The 19,730-nt window shown below is 43.5% G+C and carries 17 protein-coding genes; 11 read left to right on the top strand and 6 right to left on the bottom strand.

Going from position 1 to position 19,730, the window contains the following annotated elements:
- Nucleotides 1–16: 16 nt before the first annotated feature.
- Both nagZ and ACHUFQ_RS14000 read right to left on the bottom strand, forming a co-directional pair.
- On the bottom strand, nucleotides 17–1,051 hold the full coding sequence (gene nagZ / locus ACHUFQ_RS14005; RefSeq protein ID WP_394176465.1) for a beta-N-acetylhexosaminidase: 1,035 nt from the start codon (nucleotides 1,049–1,051) through the stop codon (nucleotides 17–19).
- Between the two features lie 61 nt (nucleotides 1,052–1,112).
- Nucleotides 1,113–1,736 (bottom strand): TetR/AcrR family transcriptional regulator, encoded by a 624-nt coding sequence (locus tag ACHUFQ_RS14000; RefSeq protein ID WP_394176463.1) that lies wholly within the window; start codon nucleotides 1,734–1,736, stop codon nucleotides 1,113–1,115.
- A 716-nt stretch (nucleotides 1,737–2,452) separates the two neighbouring features.
- On the opposite strand from ACHUFQ_RS14000, the gene ACHUFQ_RS13995 reads away from it, so the two are divergent.
- Nucleotides 2,453–2,986 carry a hypothetical protein gene (locus ACHUFQ_RS13995; RefSeq protein ID WP_394176461.1) on the top strand — a complete coding sequence of 178 codons (534 nt, stop codon included), beginning with the start codon at nucleotides 2,453–2,455 and terminating at the stop codon, nucleotides 2,984–2,986.
- Nucleotides 2,987–3,125: 139 nt separating this feature from the next.
- Here ACHUFQ_RS13995 and ACHUFQ_RS13990 read toward each other — a convergent pair whose 3' ends face one another.
- Entirely contained in the window at nucleotides 3,126–3,494 is a 369-nt protein-coding gene (locus ACHUFQ_RS13990; protein WP_394176459.1) for a hypothetical protein, read from the bottom strand.
- Between the two features lie 369 nt (nucleotides 3,495–3,863).
- On the opposite strand from ACHUFQ_RS13990, the gene ACHUFQ_RS13985 reads away from it, so the two are divergent.
- From ACHUFQ_RS13985 to ACHUFQ_RS13975, 3 genes are all read left to right on the top strand, one after another.
- Nucleotides 3,864–5,231, top strand: a complete 1,368-nt coding sequence (locus ACHUFQ_RS13985; protein ID WP_394176458.1) for a polysaccharide lyase family 7 protein — start codon at nucleotides 3,864–3,866, stop codon at nucleotides 5,229–5,231.
- A gap of 272 nt (nucleotides 5,232–5,503) precedes the next feature.
- Entirely contained in the window at nucleotides 5,504–7,813 is a 2,310-nt protein-coding gene (locus tag ACHUFQ_RS13980; protein ID WP_394176456.1) for a chondroitinase-B domain-containing protein, read from the top strand.
- 147 nt (nucleotides 7,814–7,960) lie between these two features.
- Entirely contained in the window at nucleotides 7,961–8,911 is a 951-nt protein-coding gene (locus tag ACHUFQ_RS13975; RefSeq protein ID WP_394176454.1) for a polysaccharide lyase family 7 protein, read from the top strand.
- A gap of 78 nt (nucleotides 8,912–8,989) precedes the next feature.
- Here ACHUFQ_RS13975 and ACHUFQ_RS13970 read toward each other — a convergent pair whose 3' ends face one another.
- Nucleotides 8,990–9,604, bottom strand: coding sequence for a PEP-CTERM sorting domain-containing protein (locus ACHUFQ_RS13970; protein ID WP_394176452.1), 615 nt, complete (start codon nucleotides 9,602–9,604; stop codon nucleotides 8,990–8,992).
- A 567-nt stretch (nucleotides 9,605–10,171) separates the two neighbouring features.
- Between ACHUFQ_RS13970 and ACHUFQ_RS13965 the strand changes: the two genes are divergently transcribed.
- From ACHUFQ_RS13965 to ACHUFQ_RS13950, 4 genes are all read left to right on the top strand, one after another.
- Nucleotides 10,172–12,148 (top strand): carboxypeptidase-like regulatory domain-containing protein, encoded by a 1,977-nt coding sequence (locus ACHUFQ_RS13965; RefSeq protein ID WP_394176451.1) that lies wholly within the window; start codon nucleotides 10,172–10,174, stop codon nucleotides 12,146–12,148.
- Between the two features lie 242 nt (nucleotides 12,149–12,390).
- Nucleotides 12,391–13,833, top strand: coding sequence for a 30S ribosomal protein S12 methylthiotransferase RimO (rimO, locus tag ACHUFQ_RS13960; protein WP_394176449.1), 1,443 nt, complete (start codon nucleotides 12,391–12,393; stop codon nucleotides 13,831–13,833).
- Nucleotides 13,834–13,883: 50 nt separating this feature from the next.
- Nucleotides 13,884–14,396 carry an RNA methyltransferase gene (locus tag ACHUFQ_RS13955; RefSeq protein ID WP_394176448.1) on the top strand — a complete coding sequence of 171 codons (513 nt, stop codon included), beginning with the start codon at nucleotides 13,884–13,886 and terminating at the stop codon, nucleotides 14,394–14,396.
- A 293-nt stretch (nucleotides 14,397–14,689) separates the two neighbouring features.
- Nucleotides 14,690–15,100, top strand: a complete 411-nt coding sequence (locus ACHUFQ_RS13950) for a DUF3718 domain-containing protein (protein WP_394176446.1) — start codon at nucleotides 14,690–14,692, stop codon at nucleotides 15,098–15,100.
- A 49-nt stretch (nucleotides 15,101–15,149) separates the two neighbouring features.
- Here ACHUFQ_RS13950 and upp read toward each other — a convergent pair whose 3' ends face one another.
- Together upp and ACHUFQ_RS13940 are read right to left on the bottom strand one after the other, a co-directional pair.
- Entirely contained in the window at nucleotides 15,150–15,788 is a 639-nt protein-coding gene (gene upp / locus ACHUFQ_RS13945) for a uracil phosphoribosyltransferase (RefSeq protein ID WP_394176444.1), read from the bottom strand.
- Between the two features lie 106 nt (nucleotides 15,789–15,894).
- A complete protein-coding gene (locus ACHUFQ_RS13940) occupies nucleotides 15,895–16,536 on the bottom strand; it encodes an MBL fold metallo-hydrolase (RefSeq protein WP_394176478.1) in 642 nt (213 codons plus the stop codon).
- 233 nt (nucleotides 16,537–16,769) lie between these two features.
- Here ACHUFQ_RS13940 and ACHUFQ_RS13935 point away from each other — a divergent pair, with 233 nt between their 5' ends.
- The 3 genes from ACHUFQ_RS13935 (at nucleotide 16,770) to ACHUFQ_RS13925 (ending at nucleotide 19,669) form a co-directional block, all read left to right on the top strand.
- The gene (locus ACHUFQ_RS13935) at nucleotides 16,770–18,104 is read left to right on the top strand and encodes a sodium-dependent transporter (RefSeq protein ID WP_394176442.1); all 1,335 of its coding nucleotides are present in this window, start codon (nucleotides 16,770–16,772) and stop codon (nucleotides 18,102–18,104) included.
- A gap of 18 nt (nucleotides 18,105–18,122) precedes the next feature.
- A complete protein-coding gene (locus ACHUFQ_RS13930; protein ID WP_394176440.1) occupies nucleotides 18,123–19,385 on the top strand; it encodes a dipeptidase in 1,263 nt (420 codons plus the stop codon).
- Nucleotides 19,386–19,450: 65 nt separating this feature from the next.
- Nucleotides 19,451–19,669, top strand: coding sequence for a hypothetical protein (locus ACHUFQ_RS13925; RefSeq protein WP_394176438.1), 219 nt, complete (start codon nucleotides 19,451–19,453; stop codon nucleotides 19,667–19,669).
- Nucleotides 19,670–19,730: the final 61 nt, after the last annotated feature.

Below are 19,730 nucleotides of genomic sequence, written 5' to 3'. Positions count from 1 at the left end.
GTTGATTATTAGTTTATTAAAAGTGCTTTTTGATCAACTCGCTGGCTTTAACCCAGGCTTTATTTTTTTGAAATGCTTCAGCACTCACCACAGGATTGTCACTTAACATGCTTTGCACGCGAAGTTCGCTTGCACCGTCAGCCGCTAAGTTGGCACCATCGAGCACCTGTTCGACTCCAGAGCGATCGTTACAAAGCAACAGCATATCACAGCCTGCTTCCAAGGCCGCTTCACAACGTTCGATATAACCGCCCGCTACACTTGCCGCTTTCATAGATAAGTCATCGGAGAAAATTACGCCATCAAAGCCCAGCTGCGATCTTAAAATATCCTTTAGCCACACCGGAGAGAAACCGACAGGCCGGTGATCAACATCTGGATAAATCACATGAGCCGGCATAACAGCACCAAGATGACCATCCGCAATTAATTCACTAAACACTGTCATGTCGTGGTTGAAAATGGTTTGCTCAGTCCGCTTATCCTCAGGCATAGCGATGTGAGAATCTTCTTTAACACTGCCATGTCCCGGAAAATGTTTCCCACTCGCTTTCATGCCAGCCAGATTCATACCGTTGATAAACGCCTTAGCTAACTGAGTAACAACTTGTGGCTGGGCGTCAAATCCTCTATCGCCAATCACATCGGAGATATCATCGACATCGAGAACCGGAGCAAAGCTGATATCGACACCTGCGCCCTGAACTTCGGTAGCCATTAGAAAACCAACTTGTGTCGCCAGCTCCTTGCCTAAATCAATGGATTTGGCGTCGGTATTACGAACCAGGCGGCTACGCTCGAGGATTTTCCCCATTGCTGGCAGTTTGGTAAACCCCTGACGAAACCGCTGAACTCTGCCACCCTCCTGATCAACGGCGATCAGGATATTGCTATTTACCGAACGAATATCGGCGGTTAACTGACACAACTGTTCTGGGTTCTGATAGTTACGAGTGAACAGGATAATGCCACCAACGCTTGGGTGCGACAGAATTTCCCGGTCTTGACTGGTAAGCTCAAGTCCTGCGACATCAACCATTAAACAGCTCAAGGGCTACTCCTTAGGATAAGAAACTTGGAAAACAAAAAAATGGTTATATCATCGATAGTGATTAATGAGTTTTAGCACCCACGCCCGATGCGACATAAGGTATCAGACGTCGTATGACACCTTCAATATCAACTTCGGTATTAAAATCGTTTTCAGCAATATCGATCAAGGCTGAAGTCGATGACATCGCAAATACTGCGGTTCCCATCGTAAAGTGCAACCGCCAAAACATGTCTTCTGAAGATAGTTCTGGATAGGCCTTATGTACGGCAATAACGAAATTGTCGATAATGCCGGGATAATTCGTGGTGATGAACCAGCGAAGAAACCCTTGAGAATCGGTATACGAATGACCGAGTAACTGGAGAAAATTGCTGGTGCCCTGCTCTTTTAACGTATTTAGCGTAAGCAGAGGTTCAACAAATGCTTCAAAGACCTGTTCCAGGCTTAGATCGTCATTTTCCTCCATTACCGCTAATAGTGATCCTTCAAGCTCTGGACTCAATACATCCAGGTAACGTTTCATCAACGCTTTAATTAATTCTTTTTTGGAACCGAAATGATAATTAACAGCAGCCAGATTCACTTCCGCTGCACTGGTAATTTCTCGTAAGGAAGTGCCAGTAAAGCCCTTGTCGGCAAATAAATTTTCCGCGGCATTAAGAATTTTTGTTTTCGTATCCATCACATCTCAGGCCAAAATAAAACATGCGTTTAAAATGACAGCAAGTCAATTAAGTGTCAAGAATTAAAGGCTCTAATGACAAATAAAACAGCGCTTAATAAAAGAAAAAACTCTAACCGTAAAAAGTAAAATAATTGTAAAAAAAACTGACAAAAAATTGTGCTAAATAAAATTTCTCGACCATACTTAGATTAAGTTTAACGATTCTCCCTGGACCCATTAGCTTCGATCTGTCAAAAGGCTTTTGGGTCTTTTTTTATGGCTAAATCGTTGATGTTAATTACATTTATAAACGTAAAATCGTTTATCTTAACGCCATAAAGCCATATAAAAACCATTGATTTCAAATGGTTAACGCACCCATAGACAAGCAACCCCATATTCCACAAAGAAAATCGGAGTTGATGCGGTCAGGTCGTATTCGATAGCTGAACCAGTGTCGTTTCGTTAACGACCATTACAGCATTGGTTGCAAAACGCGTGGACTTTATCATTTTGCCCAAATTGACCCGAAAGGCGACACTTTATCAGGGTGGTTCCCCTAACCTACAAGATTTTCACGCTTTTAACACAGCGTACTTTTTGATATTTTTCACCGCAGTCCCCAGAAGATTAAAACACGGCTACGCAAATACAATCTATACACAGGTATGGTGATCGAATATTCTTACAAGACGTTTAATGTTATATACCAAGTGGTTAAGTAGGATTGTGTAATGACTTTAGACATCGACAAAATCAAGATGAACAGGCATATATTTCATTTACCATCATTACCTTTACTCACCATTTATGATGATAACTTCTTTGTTCGTAACGACTATGACATATTATCCCAGGGTCAGCGCCAAACCCTAATTGAATTTTTTCAGGCACAGGGGTTCAAACAAACAAGCGGAAAGTTATTGTGCAAAAACAATATACGCCTACATTTCCCAAAACCTAAGCACATACTGGCCCAATCAGGATTTGAGGAGCTTTATGTCTCACCGCCACTGGATGATTACTATTTTGTCACCCCAACGACATTTGCCGAAACGTTATTTCAACAAGGGTTGCGCGGCATCAACCCAAACTTTTTGGATGATATTCGTTTACTGATCCAAACCTGCCCATTTAATATCGAATTACTTCGCGACATAAATATCAGCAATGAGCTTGGTCCATTTATTAATCAATACTATGTAATGCTGGAAACGTATCAGAAACAGATCATTGAAGAGCGTTTTAAAAAGAAAAAAGCATTGTAATGCTGCAGGGGGATTGGCAAGGTGTAAACCAACATCAAACTAAAAGCTAAATGTATTATTACAACAAAAAATCCGCAAATTCAGACAAAATCGCTGCGCCAACCACTAACGCAGCGAATGAATTTGAGCTAATGTCGTTTTATAATTCGTGGTGAACGTGCAATTCCGGCATATGCATTTCGAAAACTATATTGTTGTTCCGGACCTCAAACGGCCAACGCTCATGCATAACCTTTTCTCGACTATAACCATCACAACCATAATGGGTGGACCACGAATAATCGACCATAATCGCCCCTTTATCCTGGTCAAGGTCAACCTTTGATATGGTTAAGCTATCCGTAGATACCAAGGCTCTTAAGTCATATAACTGACAGACACGGGACATAAACTCGTGCAATTGTTTTTTATGGTGTTGAAAATGATCAACAATTAACGCTCTTATTGCACGGTTACTGTTCAGATCGTGACCATGGCCATCGATATTTAATAAAACTTTTTCAGTCACGGCTGTTCTCTCCCAATCGCTTTATTACTCTAATTTTTTATCTTTACTAAAATCTGCAAGTTATAGACTTAAGCCAAGATTATGTAAGTTTATATGTAAACTTTCATTAAAGACACCATTTAAAACCACGAAGTCATGAGTAATTCGGCAAGAATTATGAACGCAGCATGACAAAACAAAGGGTTTGGGGGGATTGAGCGCCGCTATTTGGAATTCACGAAAAACTCTAGAGTTGATGCTGGGAAATGGTTCACAATCACCAAAGTGCAAACAACTACAAATAAAAAACATTACCAATTACATTTTTTTGTTTTACATCACCACCAATATTGGTAAGTTATTCACAACCTAATCATTTAGAACAAAACCATGGAACGATTCTCTCAGCTAGCTGTTATAGCCTTATGTAGCCACCTGGTGATTGGATGTAATTCCTCATCCAGTCCAGAAGCCCCAGAAGTCCCAGAGCAACAGGCTCCGGTCGTTATTGAACCAGAAATAAGTTGTGCGCCATTGACGCGATTAGCCATGACTGACGCAAGCTCTGATACCGCTATGGACGCCTATTTACCCAAAAACACCATCGATGGACGTTTTATTGAATCATCACAATGGCAGGTGCAAGGGGATGGTCAAGCGTTAGTTCTAACGTTAGCTCAAACATCTTTGGTAAAAGGTTTGTCAATTGCCTGGGCAAATCCGGATCAACGCAGTTATACCTTTGAAGCCTACACGTCGCAGGATAAGGAACAATGGGTTTCGGTATTGGCTCCTACCACAAGCAACCCGCTGAAAACTCGTTCAGAATTCGTACCTGTGGCTGAATCCACTGCGCAGTATATAAGGCTCGTCGTCGCAGGGAATTCCATCGATGACCAACATGGCGTGGTTGAAGTCGAAAGTTTTGGTTGCGTGTCCGACAACGAACCACAAATTGAACTTGTTGATTGGTACCTCAGTATTCCGGTAGACGAGACAATTTATTCAAAAGCCCAAAGCATTTCCGAAAACGAACTCGCCGACGGCTATTTTCATGAAGAATTTTTCTTTCCAGATTCTGATGGAGGATTGGTTTTTCGAGCGCCGGTAAGCGGAGCAAGGACTTCAGCGAATACCAAATATACAAGAACCGAACTTCGAGAAATGCTAAGACGCGGCGATACTTCGATAAAAACCCAGGGTGTCAATGCCAATAACTGGGTGTTTTCTTCGGCCCCAGATAGCGACCTTGAGCAGGCTGGAGGCATAGACGGCGTATTAATTGCAGAGTTAAAAGTCAATCAGGTGACGACGACAGGCGAGCAATGGCAGGTAGGTCGCGTCATTATTGGTCAAATCCACGCCAATGATGATGAGCCAATCCGGGTATATTATCGTAAGCTCCCGGGTAATGATTTAGGCTCTATTTATTTAGCGCACGAATTTCTTGATGGGGACGATAACTATTTTGAGGTTTTGGGTAACCGCTCACAGAGTGCTGAAAACCCGGTTAACGGCATTGCCTTGGGCGAACGCTTCGCCTACCGAATCAAAGTGGTTGGTAACGAACTAACGTTTACTCTGACTCGAGATGGTAAAGAGGATCTTGAACAGGTGATCGATATGACCGACAGTGGATATGACCAAGGTGGACAATATATGTATTTTAAAGCCGGCGTTTACAACCAAAATAATACCGGAGACCGAAAAGATACGGTAGAAGCCACCTTCTATCGCATAGATAATACCCACGAATAAAGCTAGTGTGCAGGACTGACTACACTAGGTTTATCCTGCCATACTTCCCTGCTATCGGGCGCTGACCCCTTGATTTATCACGCCCTTTACCGACTGCCCCTGCCCCTACCAAAAAATTGGCCTTACCAAAAATAAAAAACGGGTCATATTTGATCGCTTATTGGCTTGACAGATTGGTGAGATGTTGAGAATATCAACAGCAGTCTTTCTTGGAAGATTACTTTTCTACGAAATCTATAAAACCATTAATAATAAAAGTGGGAATAACCAAAATGAAAATAAAAGTGTTGATGGCATCATCGGCCATATTGGCCTTGACTGCCTGTAACGACAGTGTTGTATCAGATAGCAATGGTAATTCGCTTGGTACAGTCGCGTTGTCTGGGGACGCATTAGTAGGCTCGACTTTATCTGCTGCTGTTACCGATGGTAATGGTGTTGATGAAGGCAATATCAGCTATACCTGGATGGCAGGTGATATGGTAATCTCAGGCGCTGCTTCCAGCTCTTACCTTCTTACCAATGCCGAAGCCGGTGAAAAAATTTCTGTCTCCGTTGCTTATACTGATAACGATGGCTATGACGAATCCTTCCGCTCCACTGAGAGCGCGGCCGTTGAAGTTCCTGCAACTAACATGCCTGGTACCGTTACCATTACTGGTACGCTGGAGTCTGGTCAGGTTATCACCGCAAATCTAATGGACGACAATGGCGTAGATCCTAGCAACATTTCCTATAGCTGGATGGCTGACGGTAGTGAAAGCATTGGCTCTGATGAATCGACATTCCAACTAACCGATGACCAAGTCGGTAAAACCATTACCGTTACTGTTGATTATGTAGATAACGACGGCTTTGAAGAATCCGTTACATCTGCCCCAACCGCGGCAATAGCCGAAAAACCCGACGTTATTCCTCCGCAAGCGGGCACCATTGTTCTTTCCGGTGACGCGCTTGTTGGTCAGACTTTAAATGCTGATGTATCCGATGTTAATGGTATTGATGGTGACATCACTTATGTGTGGATGGCCGATGATATGGTCATCGCGGGCGCAGCAAGTGAAGATTACATGCTAACGGCAGCAGAATTAGGAAAAGTCATTTCTGTAAAAGCAACCTATACCGATGGTGACGGCGCTGCTGAGGCGCTGATGGCCGACACCGGTGATCGTGTTTATTCTGCCATTGTTAAAAATGAAGAAGAATTAATCGCTGCAGTTGATACGGCCAGCGAAAATGACTGGATAGCATTAGCGAGTGCCAGCGGTGGTGATTATACCGATATGGCGCCACTTACAATCGATGTAGATGGTTTAGTACTAACTCGCACGATGAGCAGTACCGCAGAAATCAGCGGTAATACCTGTCTTGAAATTAAAGGCACAGGTACAATCATCGACGGCTTAACTTTTAAAAATACCATTTCAATTCCAAGCTCAACCTGTGATGGTTCAAGCACCAGTGATGCAATGATCAAATTAGACGGCGAAGCGGTAATTGTCCGCAACAGCACGTTTGATGGCTATGCTGGTACCGTTGGTTTTAACCTGATTGAAGTTAAAGGCGAAGACAACATCATCGAGCGTAACTTATTTACTGGCTTGAACAGCAGTATTGATAAGAGTGGCGCTATCTCTATCTACACCGACCAAAAAGAAGGTGAAAAGGTAAATACAACGATTCAGTATAACCTGTTCAAAGACATGCCAACCGAATCTAGCGATCGTAAAAGTGGTGCATATGTCATTCAGGTAGGTCGTTCTACCGGTAACGATGCCACGTTGATGAACAACCATACCGTTCAATACAACCGTTTCGATGGCGTTGAAATCGATGAACGTTTGATGAAAATCCAATCAAGTGCAACAACTATCATGGGTAACACGATTGTTAACTCTACTGGTATGATTTCTGTTGAAAACGGTGGTTTTAGCACCGTCTCAAACAACGTGATTATCCCAACGGGTGATGACAGCGACGATGGTGGTATTGCCTTTGTATCCATGGGTCACACTATCTCAAACAACTATGTATCCAATGTTAGAACGACATCTGGTGGTCGTGGTGCTATCTTTATCCACACCGATAAAACAGACGATACCTCTAACCAGACGATTATCGCGGATAATGCTGGCGACCCAAGCGTGTTGATTTCACAAGTAATCGGTAACACGGTATTCAATGCTCGTGAAGGTATTAACTTTGATGAGAAAGACTGTGCCGCTAACGAGCGCCCTAGCCTTAACTTTGAGAAAAACCTGATTGCTAACGTGACTGGTAACAGCAACGCAGAATCGTCTAAAGGTGTTTTATCTTTGAAGTTTGATAGTTCAAGTTGTGACGTTGATACGCTTACGTACGCCGACAACCACGTATACGCAAAAGACGTAACCGATGGTGGTTCAATCAACATTCATACCACTTCTGGTGCGTTAGATGACGCAGATTTAACCGCTGCTAACGCTGATGGTTTGGTAAGTGGTCAAGGTGTTGACGCTGGCATTGGTGCGGATACATCTAAGCTTCAGCTAATCGAAGAAAATCAGGTTGGTCCTAACTCTACCTGGACTGCCAACGACTAGTAAGCCTAAAATACCAAGTGCGGCTGGCATAAATGATGAGTCAGTCGTAATTGGTATAAGTATCGAAGTAGTCAGTGCTCCCCGTACACTGGCTACTTTCCCTTTTCCCTCCCTGTTCGTATTTTCATGTTAAGAGGTCTGTCGTCCATGTCTCGACTAACATTTATCAATAATCTGGTTCTAAGCATTATATGTGTAGCTTCAACAGGTGTTGGACTAGCTCACGCTGAGCCCATCACTAATAGCCGTGGTGAAGTAATAACCTTGGATCCTAACAAAAAACCTTCACAAAATTTTGATTTAAGCGACTGGAGCATTAGTCTGCCAATCGATACTAATGAAGATGGTATTGCTGACAATGTGCCAGAAACCTATTTATCGAAAGGATTATCGGTAGAACCAATATTCTATACGGCTGCAGATGGCGGTATGGTATTTGCGGCGCCAGTAAAAGGCCCGAAAACATCGAAGAACACTAGTTACACACGGGCTGAACTCAGAGAAATGCTACGCGCTGGTGACAACAGTATTGCCGTAAAAGGCATTACCAAAAATAACTGGGTATTTAGTTCGAACAAACGACGAGTTCGCAAGAAGGCGGGCGGTGTTGATGGCGTTTTAGAAGCGACGTTAGCGGTGAATCACGTCACCACTACCGGTGACGCTAAGCAAGTCGGCCGGGTTATTATCGGTCAGATTCATGCCAAAGATGACGAACCCGTACGGTTATATTATCGCAAGCTTCCTAATAATACCCATGGTGCCATTTATATTGCTCACGAGCCCTTAGATGGCGATGATCAATGGTATGACATGATAGGTTCCAGAGCGAGTAATGCGAAAAATGACGAAGACGGCGTCTTACTCGATGAAGTTTTCAGCTACCGCATTGAAGCCAATGGCGATCTATTAACCGTTACCATTATTCGTCCAGGCAAGGAAGATGTGGTGCAGGAAGTAGATATGAGCAAAAGTGGTTACAACAAAAGCAGCCAGTACATGTACTTTAAAGCTGGGGTTTATAACCAGAACAATACCGGCGAAGATAACGACTTTGTTCAGGCGACCTTTTATCAGTTGGATAACAGCCACGATTAATGTCAATCCTAAGCCTGTATCTCTAATAGAAAAAAGCACCTTAAACAGGTGCTTTTTTAGTTTTCAGCTTAATGCAATTTAATCCCTATTAAACCTACGTATGACTATGCCAAGACATGCCAACCCTAAGATTGCCAGAGTTGGTGATTCCGGTACCGAAGTACAGGGAACACCTGGAGTAGGAACACAACCACTAACATCATCGACGATTCTATCACCTAAGGTTAAAATCGATTTCCCCATCGTTACTAACCAATCATCTTCAGACGCATCGATATCGACCCTTACCTTTAGCCCGGCATTGACCTGCTCGTTCGCCCATTCGTACCCCGATAAATCAAAACGGGTAAACACCCATTGATCATCAAAACCTTCCAGGTAACCTAAGCTGACCCAGGAAACGCCATTAAAGACATAGATTTCGTCATATTCACCAACACCGAAATCAACATCGAAAGCTGATATATCCAGGAATATATTCGAAAATGTGCCAGCTATAGCACTATGCATCCATTCCCAGTCCTGCGACCCATTTCGATAATAAGGCGACATGTATTTATTACTATCGAAGTCGACAAAGTATTCAGTTTCGGTGTTATTGGCATGCTCCTTAATATCCACAATCTCACCAGCAGAAGCAAAACCACTAATTAATAAAACTACTCCTGCAAAAACGGCTTTAAACATATTCATTTTTTGACCCTTTTAAAGAGTTGATTTACAAAAATTAGATTTAAATTGCTTAGTTAAATCTGCAGACACCGAGCATAATTAGTACCAACAAAGAAAAACTGTTTAAATTCAAGACTTTAGTTATCGAAGTCAATGCAATTGGTATATTCGCTGCAAATTCCACTGACAGTCTTCAGGTTTGGTTATTTTTGTAACCGAATGATTTTATGAAGGTTGTTAGTCAATTGATAAAAATCCGAACAATAAAGCCAAGTTTGCTCAGTCCAGGCAGCTGCACACGTCCTTTAGTTACCCACTTTCTTAAATAACCGCCGTAACAGTTGAACACGACTGCAAAAGATCACATTCCTGAGAGAAAGAATGATCTTAAATTCCGAGAATTTGGTTAACCCCTTAAGTAGTCAAGACGCTAGTAGAGTTAACAATTCGATAACCATAGAATTTCGTGCTGAGCCGGAGTCACTTTATCATTCTGTAAATTTTTTATATGATGAAAGCCAATAACGAACAAATTTCGTGCAATGTCATCAACAATGGACTGAAAGCAGAGATACGGAGCATCTGAATATGATGAATATCTACAATGTTATCCGAAGTTTAATATTCGGCATAACAATCTTAACACTTGCAGCCTGCGGCGGAGGTTCTAACTCTGGAGATTCAGAGCGAAGTTCAGTAGTTGACTCCCCCACTAATGTGACTCCTTCGACAGTTATACTAAGTACCTACACAGAAATCGATTTAAATGAAGTAATTGAATTGGTTGCCGAAGCTAGTGATAGTGACGGTTCCATTACTAAGATCGAATGGCAATCAGATATCGGCACGTTTTCTCATCCCAACAGCTTAAATACCTCCTTTACAGCACCTGCTACAAATAGTTCAGATGAAATTACCATTACTTTGGTGGTTACCGATAACCAAGGGGCATCGGCTTCCGATACGTTAACACTGGCATTGTTAGCACCTAAGTTAATAATTTCAGGAATGGCGCTCTATGAAAATGTTACAGTGGATGAAGATGGCTATGACTATGATGGTATTCATGATAAGCCCATCCGTGGCGCATCAGTGTATTTACTCGATGAAACGGAAGCTGTTGTTGCCACAGTGCATACAAATGAACAAGGCTATTATGAATTTAAGGTCAGGGAAACCGGTATCTATTCTGTCGATATTGTAGCTGAACTAGGCACAGATATTTCCCATAAAAATTACGTTAGTGTGCGTGACAATATGACTGCTAGCGAGAGTAATCGTAATTATGGAGATACGACAGTGTATCGCTACCCCGTGTTTAAGGAACAAATGATTACGGAAGCGCAAACTGAGTTTAACTTTAAGGCAGAATTGAACTGGAATAGATCGACGCAACAATACGAAGATGGTCGCACGGCTCCTGTATTTGCATTGCTGGATCAGGCCTGGGAAATGCAATCGCTGTTGTTTAATTGGCGAGAGAATATCCAACTACCTGCACTAACTATCTTTTGGAATGAAAACAATATCGCAATTGATGGTGTCTGGTGGCTCGGACAAATAGAAACATCGGCATTTGCAGCATTCAGCGACAATGGCGTATTCGTGCGCTCCGATAAAGATATCAATATTGACGAATACGATCGCACCATTATTGCTCACGAATTAGGGCATTTTGTTTTAGCGAACCTGACTAGAAATGAAACCATCGGGGGGCATCATACAGTTCAAAGTGTGATGGACATACGCCCGGCCTTTGCGGAAGGTTTTTCAAGTTACTTCGCTTGGCTGATGACCGGCAGCGAATTCATTCTAGACGCCGATGGCAAGTACAATTCGAGAGCTTCCAAATTGAATATTTTTTCGCATATCAATGAAAGATATAATCGTGGTTGGTACTATGAAACGGTCAATTCTCACGTATTAAAAACCTTCACAGAAGGTGATGGAGATTATGGCATCCCACCATCAAGCAGTAATTTTGTTTTAGATATCATGCACGATGATATGCGTTCGAGTGATGCACTAATTTCACTTCATAGCTTTATTGGTCACGCGTTTAAACGAAATGGGATCAGCACAGAACTATATCGTGATTACTTACTGAGTAAAGGGATTAGCGCTACTGATGAATGGGGGACAGGTGAAACATACGGCGATGCACCTTTGATATCCAAAAACTTGCTCACTCATACATATCTGCCAATTTATACCGACATTGAAGCTAACCAAGAAGTTACAGCTTGTTTGAATGATACAATTGAAGGCAACGGTAATCGATTAGGCGTATGGAAATATTTCATCTTTACAGTAGAAGAAGCGAAAAAATATACCTTAAATTGGAGCTCCGATGACAGTTACGCGCATATCTGGTCATGGACCGCAAGTGGAGAGTCTTACCTTGCTGGCGGAGGAAATCATACTTTAACAGGTTCTCTTGACGCAGGCGAAATAAGCGGTACTCATATCGTTGGCGTAAGCTTTTATGGCAACAGTTATCCTAATGCCTCCCCGAATGCACCAACCATAGAATCTGGTTGCATTACATTTTCAATAACGGATTAACAATATTCTCGATGTGTACGGCGCAGTTCAGCAAAAATGAAGGAGCAAAACACAATTACTTAAAGTAAACATTGATGCATGGACAATCAAGGCCTATTGTTTCAGCTCAATCGCTGATACCCGCATACACTTTTTAACCAGACATTGACCAGCCGTTCTTGTATAATCCGCCAATTATTATTGCTAGTCGTTCATTAAGTTAGATGCTAGCAGCTTTACTGAGCACGAAACAAAGGCGGATTATGTCAGTCAATACTTTTGATCCTGCGGACAACGCGAAAGCAGAAATCAAACAAACAACCACGCTTGAGACTCCCAATAAAGTGATTGCCGAACAAGCCAAGAATACGATATCCAAGTCTAAGGATAGTAATTCAAAGGTCGGCTTTGTCAGTCTTGGTTGTCCTAAAAACCTGGTTGACTCCGAGCGAATTTTAACCCAGTTGCGCACTGAAGGTTATGACGTCGTGCCAAGCTACGATGATGCGGATTTGGTTATCGTAAATACTTGCGGTTTTATCGATTCTGCGGTGCAGGAATCTCTCGATACCATTGGTGAAGCGCTCAAAGAAAACGGCAAAGTTCTGGTAACTGGTTGTCTGGGTGCGAAGGAAGACGAAATTACTGAGATTCACCCGAACGTTTTAGGCGTTACCGGGCCTCATGCCTATGAAGAAGTGCTAAATCAGGTGCACCAACATGTCGAAAAACCGGCACATAACCCGTTTGTCGATTTGGTGCCGGATCACGGTGTTAAATTAACCCCTAAACATTTCGCATACTTAAAAATATCGGAAGGTTGTAACCATCGCTGTACCTTCTGCATTATTCCATCGATGCGCGGGGATTTAGATTCTCGCCCGATAGGCGATGTATTGAGCGAAGCCAAACGCCTTGCCAATGCCGGAGTAAAAGAGCTGCTGGTTATCTCACAGGATACGTCTGCTTATGGTGTTGACGTCAAACACAAAACCGATTTTTGGGACGGTATGCCAGTGAAAACCAGCATGCTAAAACTTTGTGAAGAGCTCGGAAAAATGGGCATCTGGGTGCGCTTGCACTATGTATACCCCTACCCGCATGTCGATGATGTCATTCCATTAATGGCACAAGGTAACATTTTACCTTATCTGGATATTCCGTTTCAGCATGCCAGCAAGCGTATATTGAAATTAATGAAGCGACCGGGCAATGCCGACCGTACCTTAGAGCGCATTAAAAAATGGCGCGACATCTGTCCTGAGCTCGTCATTCGTTCTACATTTATTGTCGGCTTTCCAGGGGAAACCGAAGAAGAATTCGAAGAATTGTTGGAATTTTTACGAGAAGCTCAGCTCGATCGCGTCGGTGCCTTTGCCTATTCGCCGGTAGAGGGCGCTACGGCAAATGAGTTACCGGATCAAATTGATGAAGAAACCAAGCAGCAGCGATTACAACGTTTTATGGAAGTCCAATCTGAGATTAGTGCGGCGAAGCTACAACAACGTATTGGTAATGAGTATCAGGTGCTGATTGATGAAGTTAACGCCGAAGGCGCTATCGGTCGAACCTATATGGATGCACCGGAAATCGATGGTCTGGTTTATTTGAGTGACGAATTTGACGTAAAACCGGGCGATAAAATCTGGGCTCAGGTAATTCATGCCGATGCTCACGATGTTTGGGCAGTTAAAGTCGAAGACTAAATAGCATCGCTATTTTTCGCCAACAATCCTTGTCAACAGAGAGTCGCTACGTGAGCAAAGTCAGTATTGGTTTAACCAACCCGAAAAGTCCGGCAAATGTCGGCGCAGTATTGCGCGCTGCGGGTTGCTATCAGGCCGGGCAAATATTTTACAGTGGCTCACGCTACGATTACGCGTCCAAATTCCATACCGACACCAAAAATGTCAGTCAGAATATTCCCCTGCAGCAAGCTAATTGTTTGTTGCAGGCAAAACCTGAAGGCGCCAAGCTTGTTTGTGTTGATTTAGTTGAAGGCGCGATCCCCTTACCGGATTTTGAACACCCCGAACAGGCTTATTATGTGTTTGGTCCGGAAGACGGTACGATAGAGCAAACGGTTATTGATGCTGCAGATGCCGTTGTTTATGTGCCTACCAAAGGTTGCATGAATCTCGCTGCATCGGTAAACGTATTGTTATACGATCGTTTAGCTAAAGATCTTAATAGAAATCAAGGTGATGCATTAATCAGAGCCAGTCGCGATACCAACAATAAAGTCAAAGTCCGCGATAGCATTGGCTAATGCATGAGTGAAACGTTCGATACTGCCAATTGCAACTTCGCATAAATATGGCGTATTTATGCTCATCCATACAACTTATCCAACCTTAACCAACCCCATTGTTTACCTGATTTTTCAATGAGTTATTAAATAGATCACCCGAAACCACATGAATTATATTGTTGCATACTTATTTTGTAACATATGGACGTAGTCTGTTAACGCTTTTCCCCCGTATCTTCTCTAGAATTTCAGTGTTGCCCCATTGAGGGTGACAAGTGACTCATAAGTGTCTCAAAAGAGGAGAAGCTCCGATGAAACCGACCAAACTGATAACTGCCTTTATAATGTGTGCGATTCCGGCGAGCATTGTTGTAGCCAAACCAGCTAACAACACGGCAACCGAGTTTGAATTTGTCGCAAAAGACAGCTCCATTGCTACCAAAACCTGCATCGCAGCTGCCAGTAATGATGTTTCAGCAGTGAAATCAAACACCCGTAAAGCTTTCGACGGCAACTATCGTCTACTCAGTCACACCCTAAGCTGCAACGGTATAGACATTAATCGGTTCGCTCACTCATTTGGTGCCGATGATACCAACGAATTTCTTAATAAACGGGTTTCAAGCCAATATCGCATTGATGATAGCATTGAGATCATCGATATTTCCGGAAGTTATCCGCCACTGACTGGCAAAGTTCAGGTTATTGTCAGCGGTAAATAGAGTCCAGTCAGAGAAGCCGCTATTGCGGCTTCCTTACCGACCTAAACGCCTAAGGCGAGCGTGAACGCGTGCCAAACAAGCGATCGCCAGCGTCGCCAAGGCCAGGGATAATGTAGCCATTGTTATCCAAATGCTCATCAATAGAAGCGGTGTACAAGCGAATGTCTGGGTGGTGCTTTGCCAGCCGTTCGAGGCCCTCTGGAGACGCCACAAGGACCAACACCACAATGTGTTTGGCGCCCTGCTGCTTTAAAGTGTCTATGGTTGCGATTAACGTACCACCCGTGGCGAGCATAGGGTCGATAATGTAAACCATTCGTTGAGCCAGCTCTGTGACAAGCTTTTCAAAGTAAATCACCGGCTCAAATGTTTGATGATTCCGATACATACCGACCACCGATATCCGCGCATTAGGCACCAGAGTGAGCAACCCGTCGAGCATGCCCATACCTGCACGGAGCACCGGCACCACCGTGGGCTTTTTACCGCTAATCGTTTCAACTTCGACGTCCCCACACCACGCGGAAACGGAATGGTACTCGGTTGCTACATGACGACTGGCTTCATAGGTGAGCATTATCGACAGTTCCGTAACCAATTGGCGAAACTTCTGTGTCGATATGTTTTTATTGCGCAACAATCCCAGTTTGTGACGAACCAGAGGATGACTTAATTGCGTGATCTGCATAGCAATACTGAAAAAACGTTAAACACTAAGTATGGACAACAATTGCTCGAATTGCCTGATCAGTTATGTGCTTCAACATGCGTTGTCTGCCCTCTGTAGCAAAACTCTATCTTACTCCCTCCCCCACAAAAGGGTTAGATGCGCGTTCTTCACCAAATGTCCCCATTGGCCCGTGGCCCGGTATAAACTGTACATCATCGCCCAGAGGCCATAATTTGGTTTTGATCGACTCTATGAGTTGCTGCTGATTGCCACGGGGAAAATCGGTTCGACCAATAGAACCTCTGAATAACACATCACCAACCTGGGCAAGTTTGCGTTGGCGATGGAAAAAAATCACATGCCCTGGCGTGTGACCCGGGCAAAAATACACTTCTAACGTTTCATGTCCTATGGTCACGCTATCACCATCGTCCAGCCAGCGATTGGTGACAAAGGCATTGACCGGTGCGAATCCGAAACGTTGCACCTGTTCAGGAAATAGATCAATCCAAAACTGATCGTCCTGATGAGGGCCTTCAATCTTGAGGTTCGCGCGCCGGGCAAGCTCTTCGGTTCCACCGGCATGATCCAGGTGCGCATGGGTAAGAAATATCTTCGTTAAGGTTATCCCTTGTTTTTTAGCGACATTAAGCAATCGTTCAACTTCTCCACCGGGATCGATTATCGCCCCTTGCATCGTCTCATCACACCAAATCAAGGTGCAATTTTGCTGAAACGGCGTGACTGGAACAATCTGATATTGCAACATAGTTTTATTTACCCATAACATTAACAATGGTTGATGTTCCTATAAATTAGCATATCCAAGGAACACCATTCCAGCGGGATAATTCAATTCGGCTCGCCCTAAACAGCCCTTGCTTGCAAATTATGTCAATGAAACTGAGACTTTTCTCTGGGGAACGCCAGAAACACTTGCAATCGCCGTGACAAAATCGGTAAGCTCATGGGTCTATAAGAATAATCATTGAAGTAACTATGACCACCGTTCGCGATTCATTTCATACCCGTATTGGATTTATTCTGGCAGCCGCTGGCTCCGCCATTGGTTTAGGTAATATTTGGGGATTTCCCACACAAGCGGCAAACAATGGCGGTGGTGCGTTTCTGTTCATCTATCTCATCGTGACACTATTGCTTGCTCTGCCTGCGCTTTATTCCGAAATGTACATCGGTAACCAAACCCAAAAAAACCCGGTCGGTGCATTAGCAGAAGCCTGTGCCTCTAAGTCGGTAAAACTCGGGAAATTTGCGGGCCTATTTGGATTAATGGGCGCCATTTTAATGCTCAGCTTTTATTCAATCGTTGCAGGCTGGATGCTATCTCACGCATTGGCACCGATTTCTGAGTTCTTTGGCTTGAACAGTGCATCACAATGGTTGGAAACCAGTAGCCTTGGCCGCAATATTATTTTCACGCCGATATTTATCGTATTAACCGCATTAATTATTTTCCGGGGTATTCACAAAGGCATTGAACGTTGGTCATCGCGTTTGATGCCCGCCTTGTTTGTGATGCTTATCGGTTTAATTATTTACATCTTACAACAACCGGGGGCCAGTGAAGGCCTGGAAATGTATCTGATACCGGATTTTAGTCAAATTACCAATCCAAAATTAATTATCTCTGCCATGGGGCAAGCCTTCTTTTCCTTGTCAATTGGTGTTGGCGGTATGATGGTTTATGGTAGCTACCTTAAACGAGGCGATAACCTGGGTAAGCTCGTGGTTTCGATTACCGCTTTGGATACTCTGATCGCGTTTCTGGCGGGACTATTGATTATCCCAGCCCTGTTTGTCGCTCAGAGTAATGGCTTGAAAGTATTTGATAATGGCGTACTGATCGGCGAAGGACAGTTGATATTTAATATTCTGCCTAACCTGTTTGATGCGATGGGTGACGTAGGCCTCGTTGTTGGTCTGGTGTTTTTCTCACTGATGTCGATGGCGGCATTAACCTCAACACTGTCCTCTACCGAAGTCCCTGTATCGTATCTTGTCGAAGATAAAAACATGTCCCGCAATAAAGCAACGTTTGCGGTATCCATCGTGGTATTGATTGCCAGCATGACCCTGGTTGCCTTTTTCGATCCCTTGTTTGGGATGATTATTGCCTGGGTTAATACGTTCCAGTTACCCATAATGGGCCTGTTTTACTTTCTCGTGGTGGGTTGGTTCTGGAGTCGCGGCAATCGCCTACAGGAAGAAGCGAAGCGAGGTGACAGTTTATGGATCACATTATGGGCGAACTATATCCGCTTCGTCTGCCCAATTTTGTTAAGCGTGGTATTTATTAATGTCGCGTTTAGCTGATTTACAAGGAAAATAAAAATGAAAAACGCAAATTGGATGAAACCTGCAGCTGTTTCTTTATTGTCGCTAATAAGCGCAAGTGCCTGCAGCGACGCTCCTGCCGAACAAATGGCTCAAGATATAGTGGCCAGTGAAAAGGCCAATCAGCTAGCACAACAACACCTTATTGTTGATACTCATATCGATGTCCCCTATCGCCTGGAAGCGCGTTATGAAGATGTAACCAAAACGACAGAAAAAGGTGAATTTGATTTGCCTCGCGCGCAACAAGGTGGCTTAAATGCTGCGTTTATGTCGATTTATACGCCGCCGGCACTGGAAGATGAGCCCGGCGAGCACCGTTATGGCCCCAAAGCAATGGCGGATTTATTGATTGACCGTGTTGAAGCCATTGTTGGTCGTGCACCCAATGACTTTGGACTGGCTTATACCGTAAAAGATGTTCAGGATAACTTTGCCGCCGGCAAAGTGTCACTGCCATTGGGTATGGAAAACGGTAGTCCGATTGAAGGTGACTTGGCAAACCTGGAACATTTTTACAAACGTGGTGTGCGCTACATCACGCTGGCTCATAGTGAAAGCAACCACATTAGTGATTCGTCCTATTCCGATGATAAACACTGGCAAGGCTTAAGCCCATTTGGAAAAGATCTGGTTAAAGCGATGAACGAAATGGGCGTGATGATCGATATTTCACACGTCAGCGATCAGGCATTTTTTCAAGTGATGGAACATAGCACAGCGCCAGTTATTGCTTCACACTCATCATTACGCCATTTCACCCCTGGCATGGAACGCAATATGAGCGATGATATGCTAAAAGCATTAAAAGCCAATGGTGGTGTCATTCAAATTAACTTTGGCTCATACTTTTTGACCAACGAAGCGTATCAATGGGATGAAACGAAAGCGGATCAGATTGCAGCCTTTATAAACAAGCATAACCTTGCTGAAGACGATAAAAAAGTTAAAGACTTTGAAGCAAAGTATCTTTTGGAAAATCCTTATCCATTTGCCACCATTCATGATGTGTTAGACCACATTGACCGCACCGTTGAGATAGCCGGCATTGATCATGTTGGTATTGGTTCGGATTATGATGGTGTTGGTGACAGCTTGCCAACAGGATTAAAAGACGTCAGTACCTTTCCCAACCTTGTTGAAGGTCTGATCCAACGCGGTTACAGCGATGAAGATATTGCTAAAATTTTAGGACAAAACCTGATCCGCGTATGGCAACAGGTAGAAGATGTGGCGGCTAAATCAACATCGGCCAGCTAGCATAATCCAACCCTGGTAGTCGCTTATCGCTACTGCCAGGGTTTTCAACCGACAAGGATGCGGTTATGAAATTCAAACGCCTGTTTCGGCCGATATCAAGCAATATAAAAGATGAGCGTGAGGTTATTTTTTTAGAGCTCATCGTCACCTTTATTTGTATTGGTTTCGCTTTTATCGCCAAAGATGCACAGCTGGTGATGCTGTATTACCCGATGATAATATTGGCTGGAAGTTGCATAATTTCGGCTTGCTATCATATTATTTTATTATACCAATCACATTAAATTATTGCTCACTCAGTGAGAATCTAAAGGCTTTTAGACAAGGCTTTGATTGCAGAGAATG

Origin of the sequence: Thalassotalea litorea, assembly GCF_043642205.1 — a bacterium.
GTDB lineage: Bacteria > Pseudomonadota > Gammaproteobacteria > Enterobacterales > Alteromonadaceae > Thalassotalea_A > Thalassotalea_A litorea.
The sequence above is the reverse complement of the archived record's forward strand: the minus strand, read 5'-3'. Positions and strand labels throughout refer to the sequence as shown.

What these genes read in the sequence shown, in the direction of transcription:
- ACHUFQ_RS13950 (WP_394176446.1), top strand. Translation starts at nt 14,690, where the DNA reads ATGAAACCGACCAAACTGATAACTGCCTTTATAATGTGTGCGATTCCG.
- ACHUFQ_RS14000 (WP_394176463.1), bottom strand. Translation starts at nt 1,736, where the DNA reads ATGGATACGAAAACAAAAATTCTTAATGCCGCGGAAAATTTATTTGCC.
- ACHUFQ_RS13935 (WP_394176442.1), top strand. Translation starts at nt 16,770, where the DNA reads ATGACCACCGTTCGCGATTCATTTCATACCCGTATTGGATTTATTCTG.
- ACHUFQ_RS13965 (WP_394176451.1), top strand. Translation starts at nt 10,172, where the DNA reads ATGATGAATATCTACAATGTTATCCGAAGTTTAATATTCGGCATAACA.
- rimO (WP_394176449.1), top strand. Translation starts at nt 12,391, where the DNA reads ATGTCAGTCAATACTTTTGATCCTGCGGACAACGCGAAAGCAGAAATC.
- ACHUFQ_RS13970 (WP_394176452.1), bottom strand. Translation starts at nt 9,604, where the DNA reads ATGAATATGTTTAAAGCCGTTTTTGCAGGAGTAGTTTTATTAATTAGT.
- upp (WP_394176444.1), bottom strand. Translation starts at nt 15,788, where the DNA reads ATGCAGATCACGCAATTAAGTCATCCTCTGGTTCGTCACAAACTGGGA.
- ACHUFQ_RS13995 (WP_394176461.1), top strand. Translation starts at nt 2,453, where the DNA reads ATGACTTTAGACATCGACAAAATCAAGATGAACAGGCATATATTTCAT.
- ACHUFQ_RS13985 (WP_394176458.1), top strand. Translation starts at nt 3,864, where the DNA reads ATGGAACGATTCTCTCAGCTAGCTGTTATAGCCTTATGTAGCCACCTG.
- ACHUFQ_RS13930 (WP_394176440.1), top strand. Translation starts at nt 18,123, where the DNA reads ATGAAAAACGCAAATTGGATGAAACCTGCAGCTGTTTCTTTATTGTCG.
- ACHUFQ_RS13975 (WP_394176454.1), top strand. Translation starts at nt 7,961, where the DNA reads ATGTCTCGACTAACATTTATCAATAATCTGGTTCTAAGCATTATATGT.
- ACHUFQ_RS13925 (WP_394176438.1), top strand. Translation starts at nt 19,451, where the DNA reads ATGAAATTCAAACGCCTGTTTCGGCCGATATCAAGCAATATAAAAGAT.
- ACHUFQ_RS13980 (WP_394176456.1), top strand. Translation starts at nt 5,504, where the DNA reads ATGAAAATAAAAGTGTTGATGGCATCATCGGCCATATTGGCCTTGACT.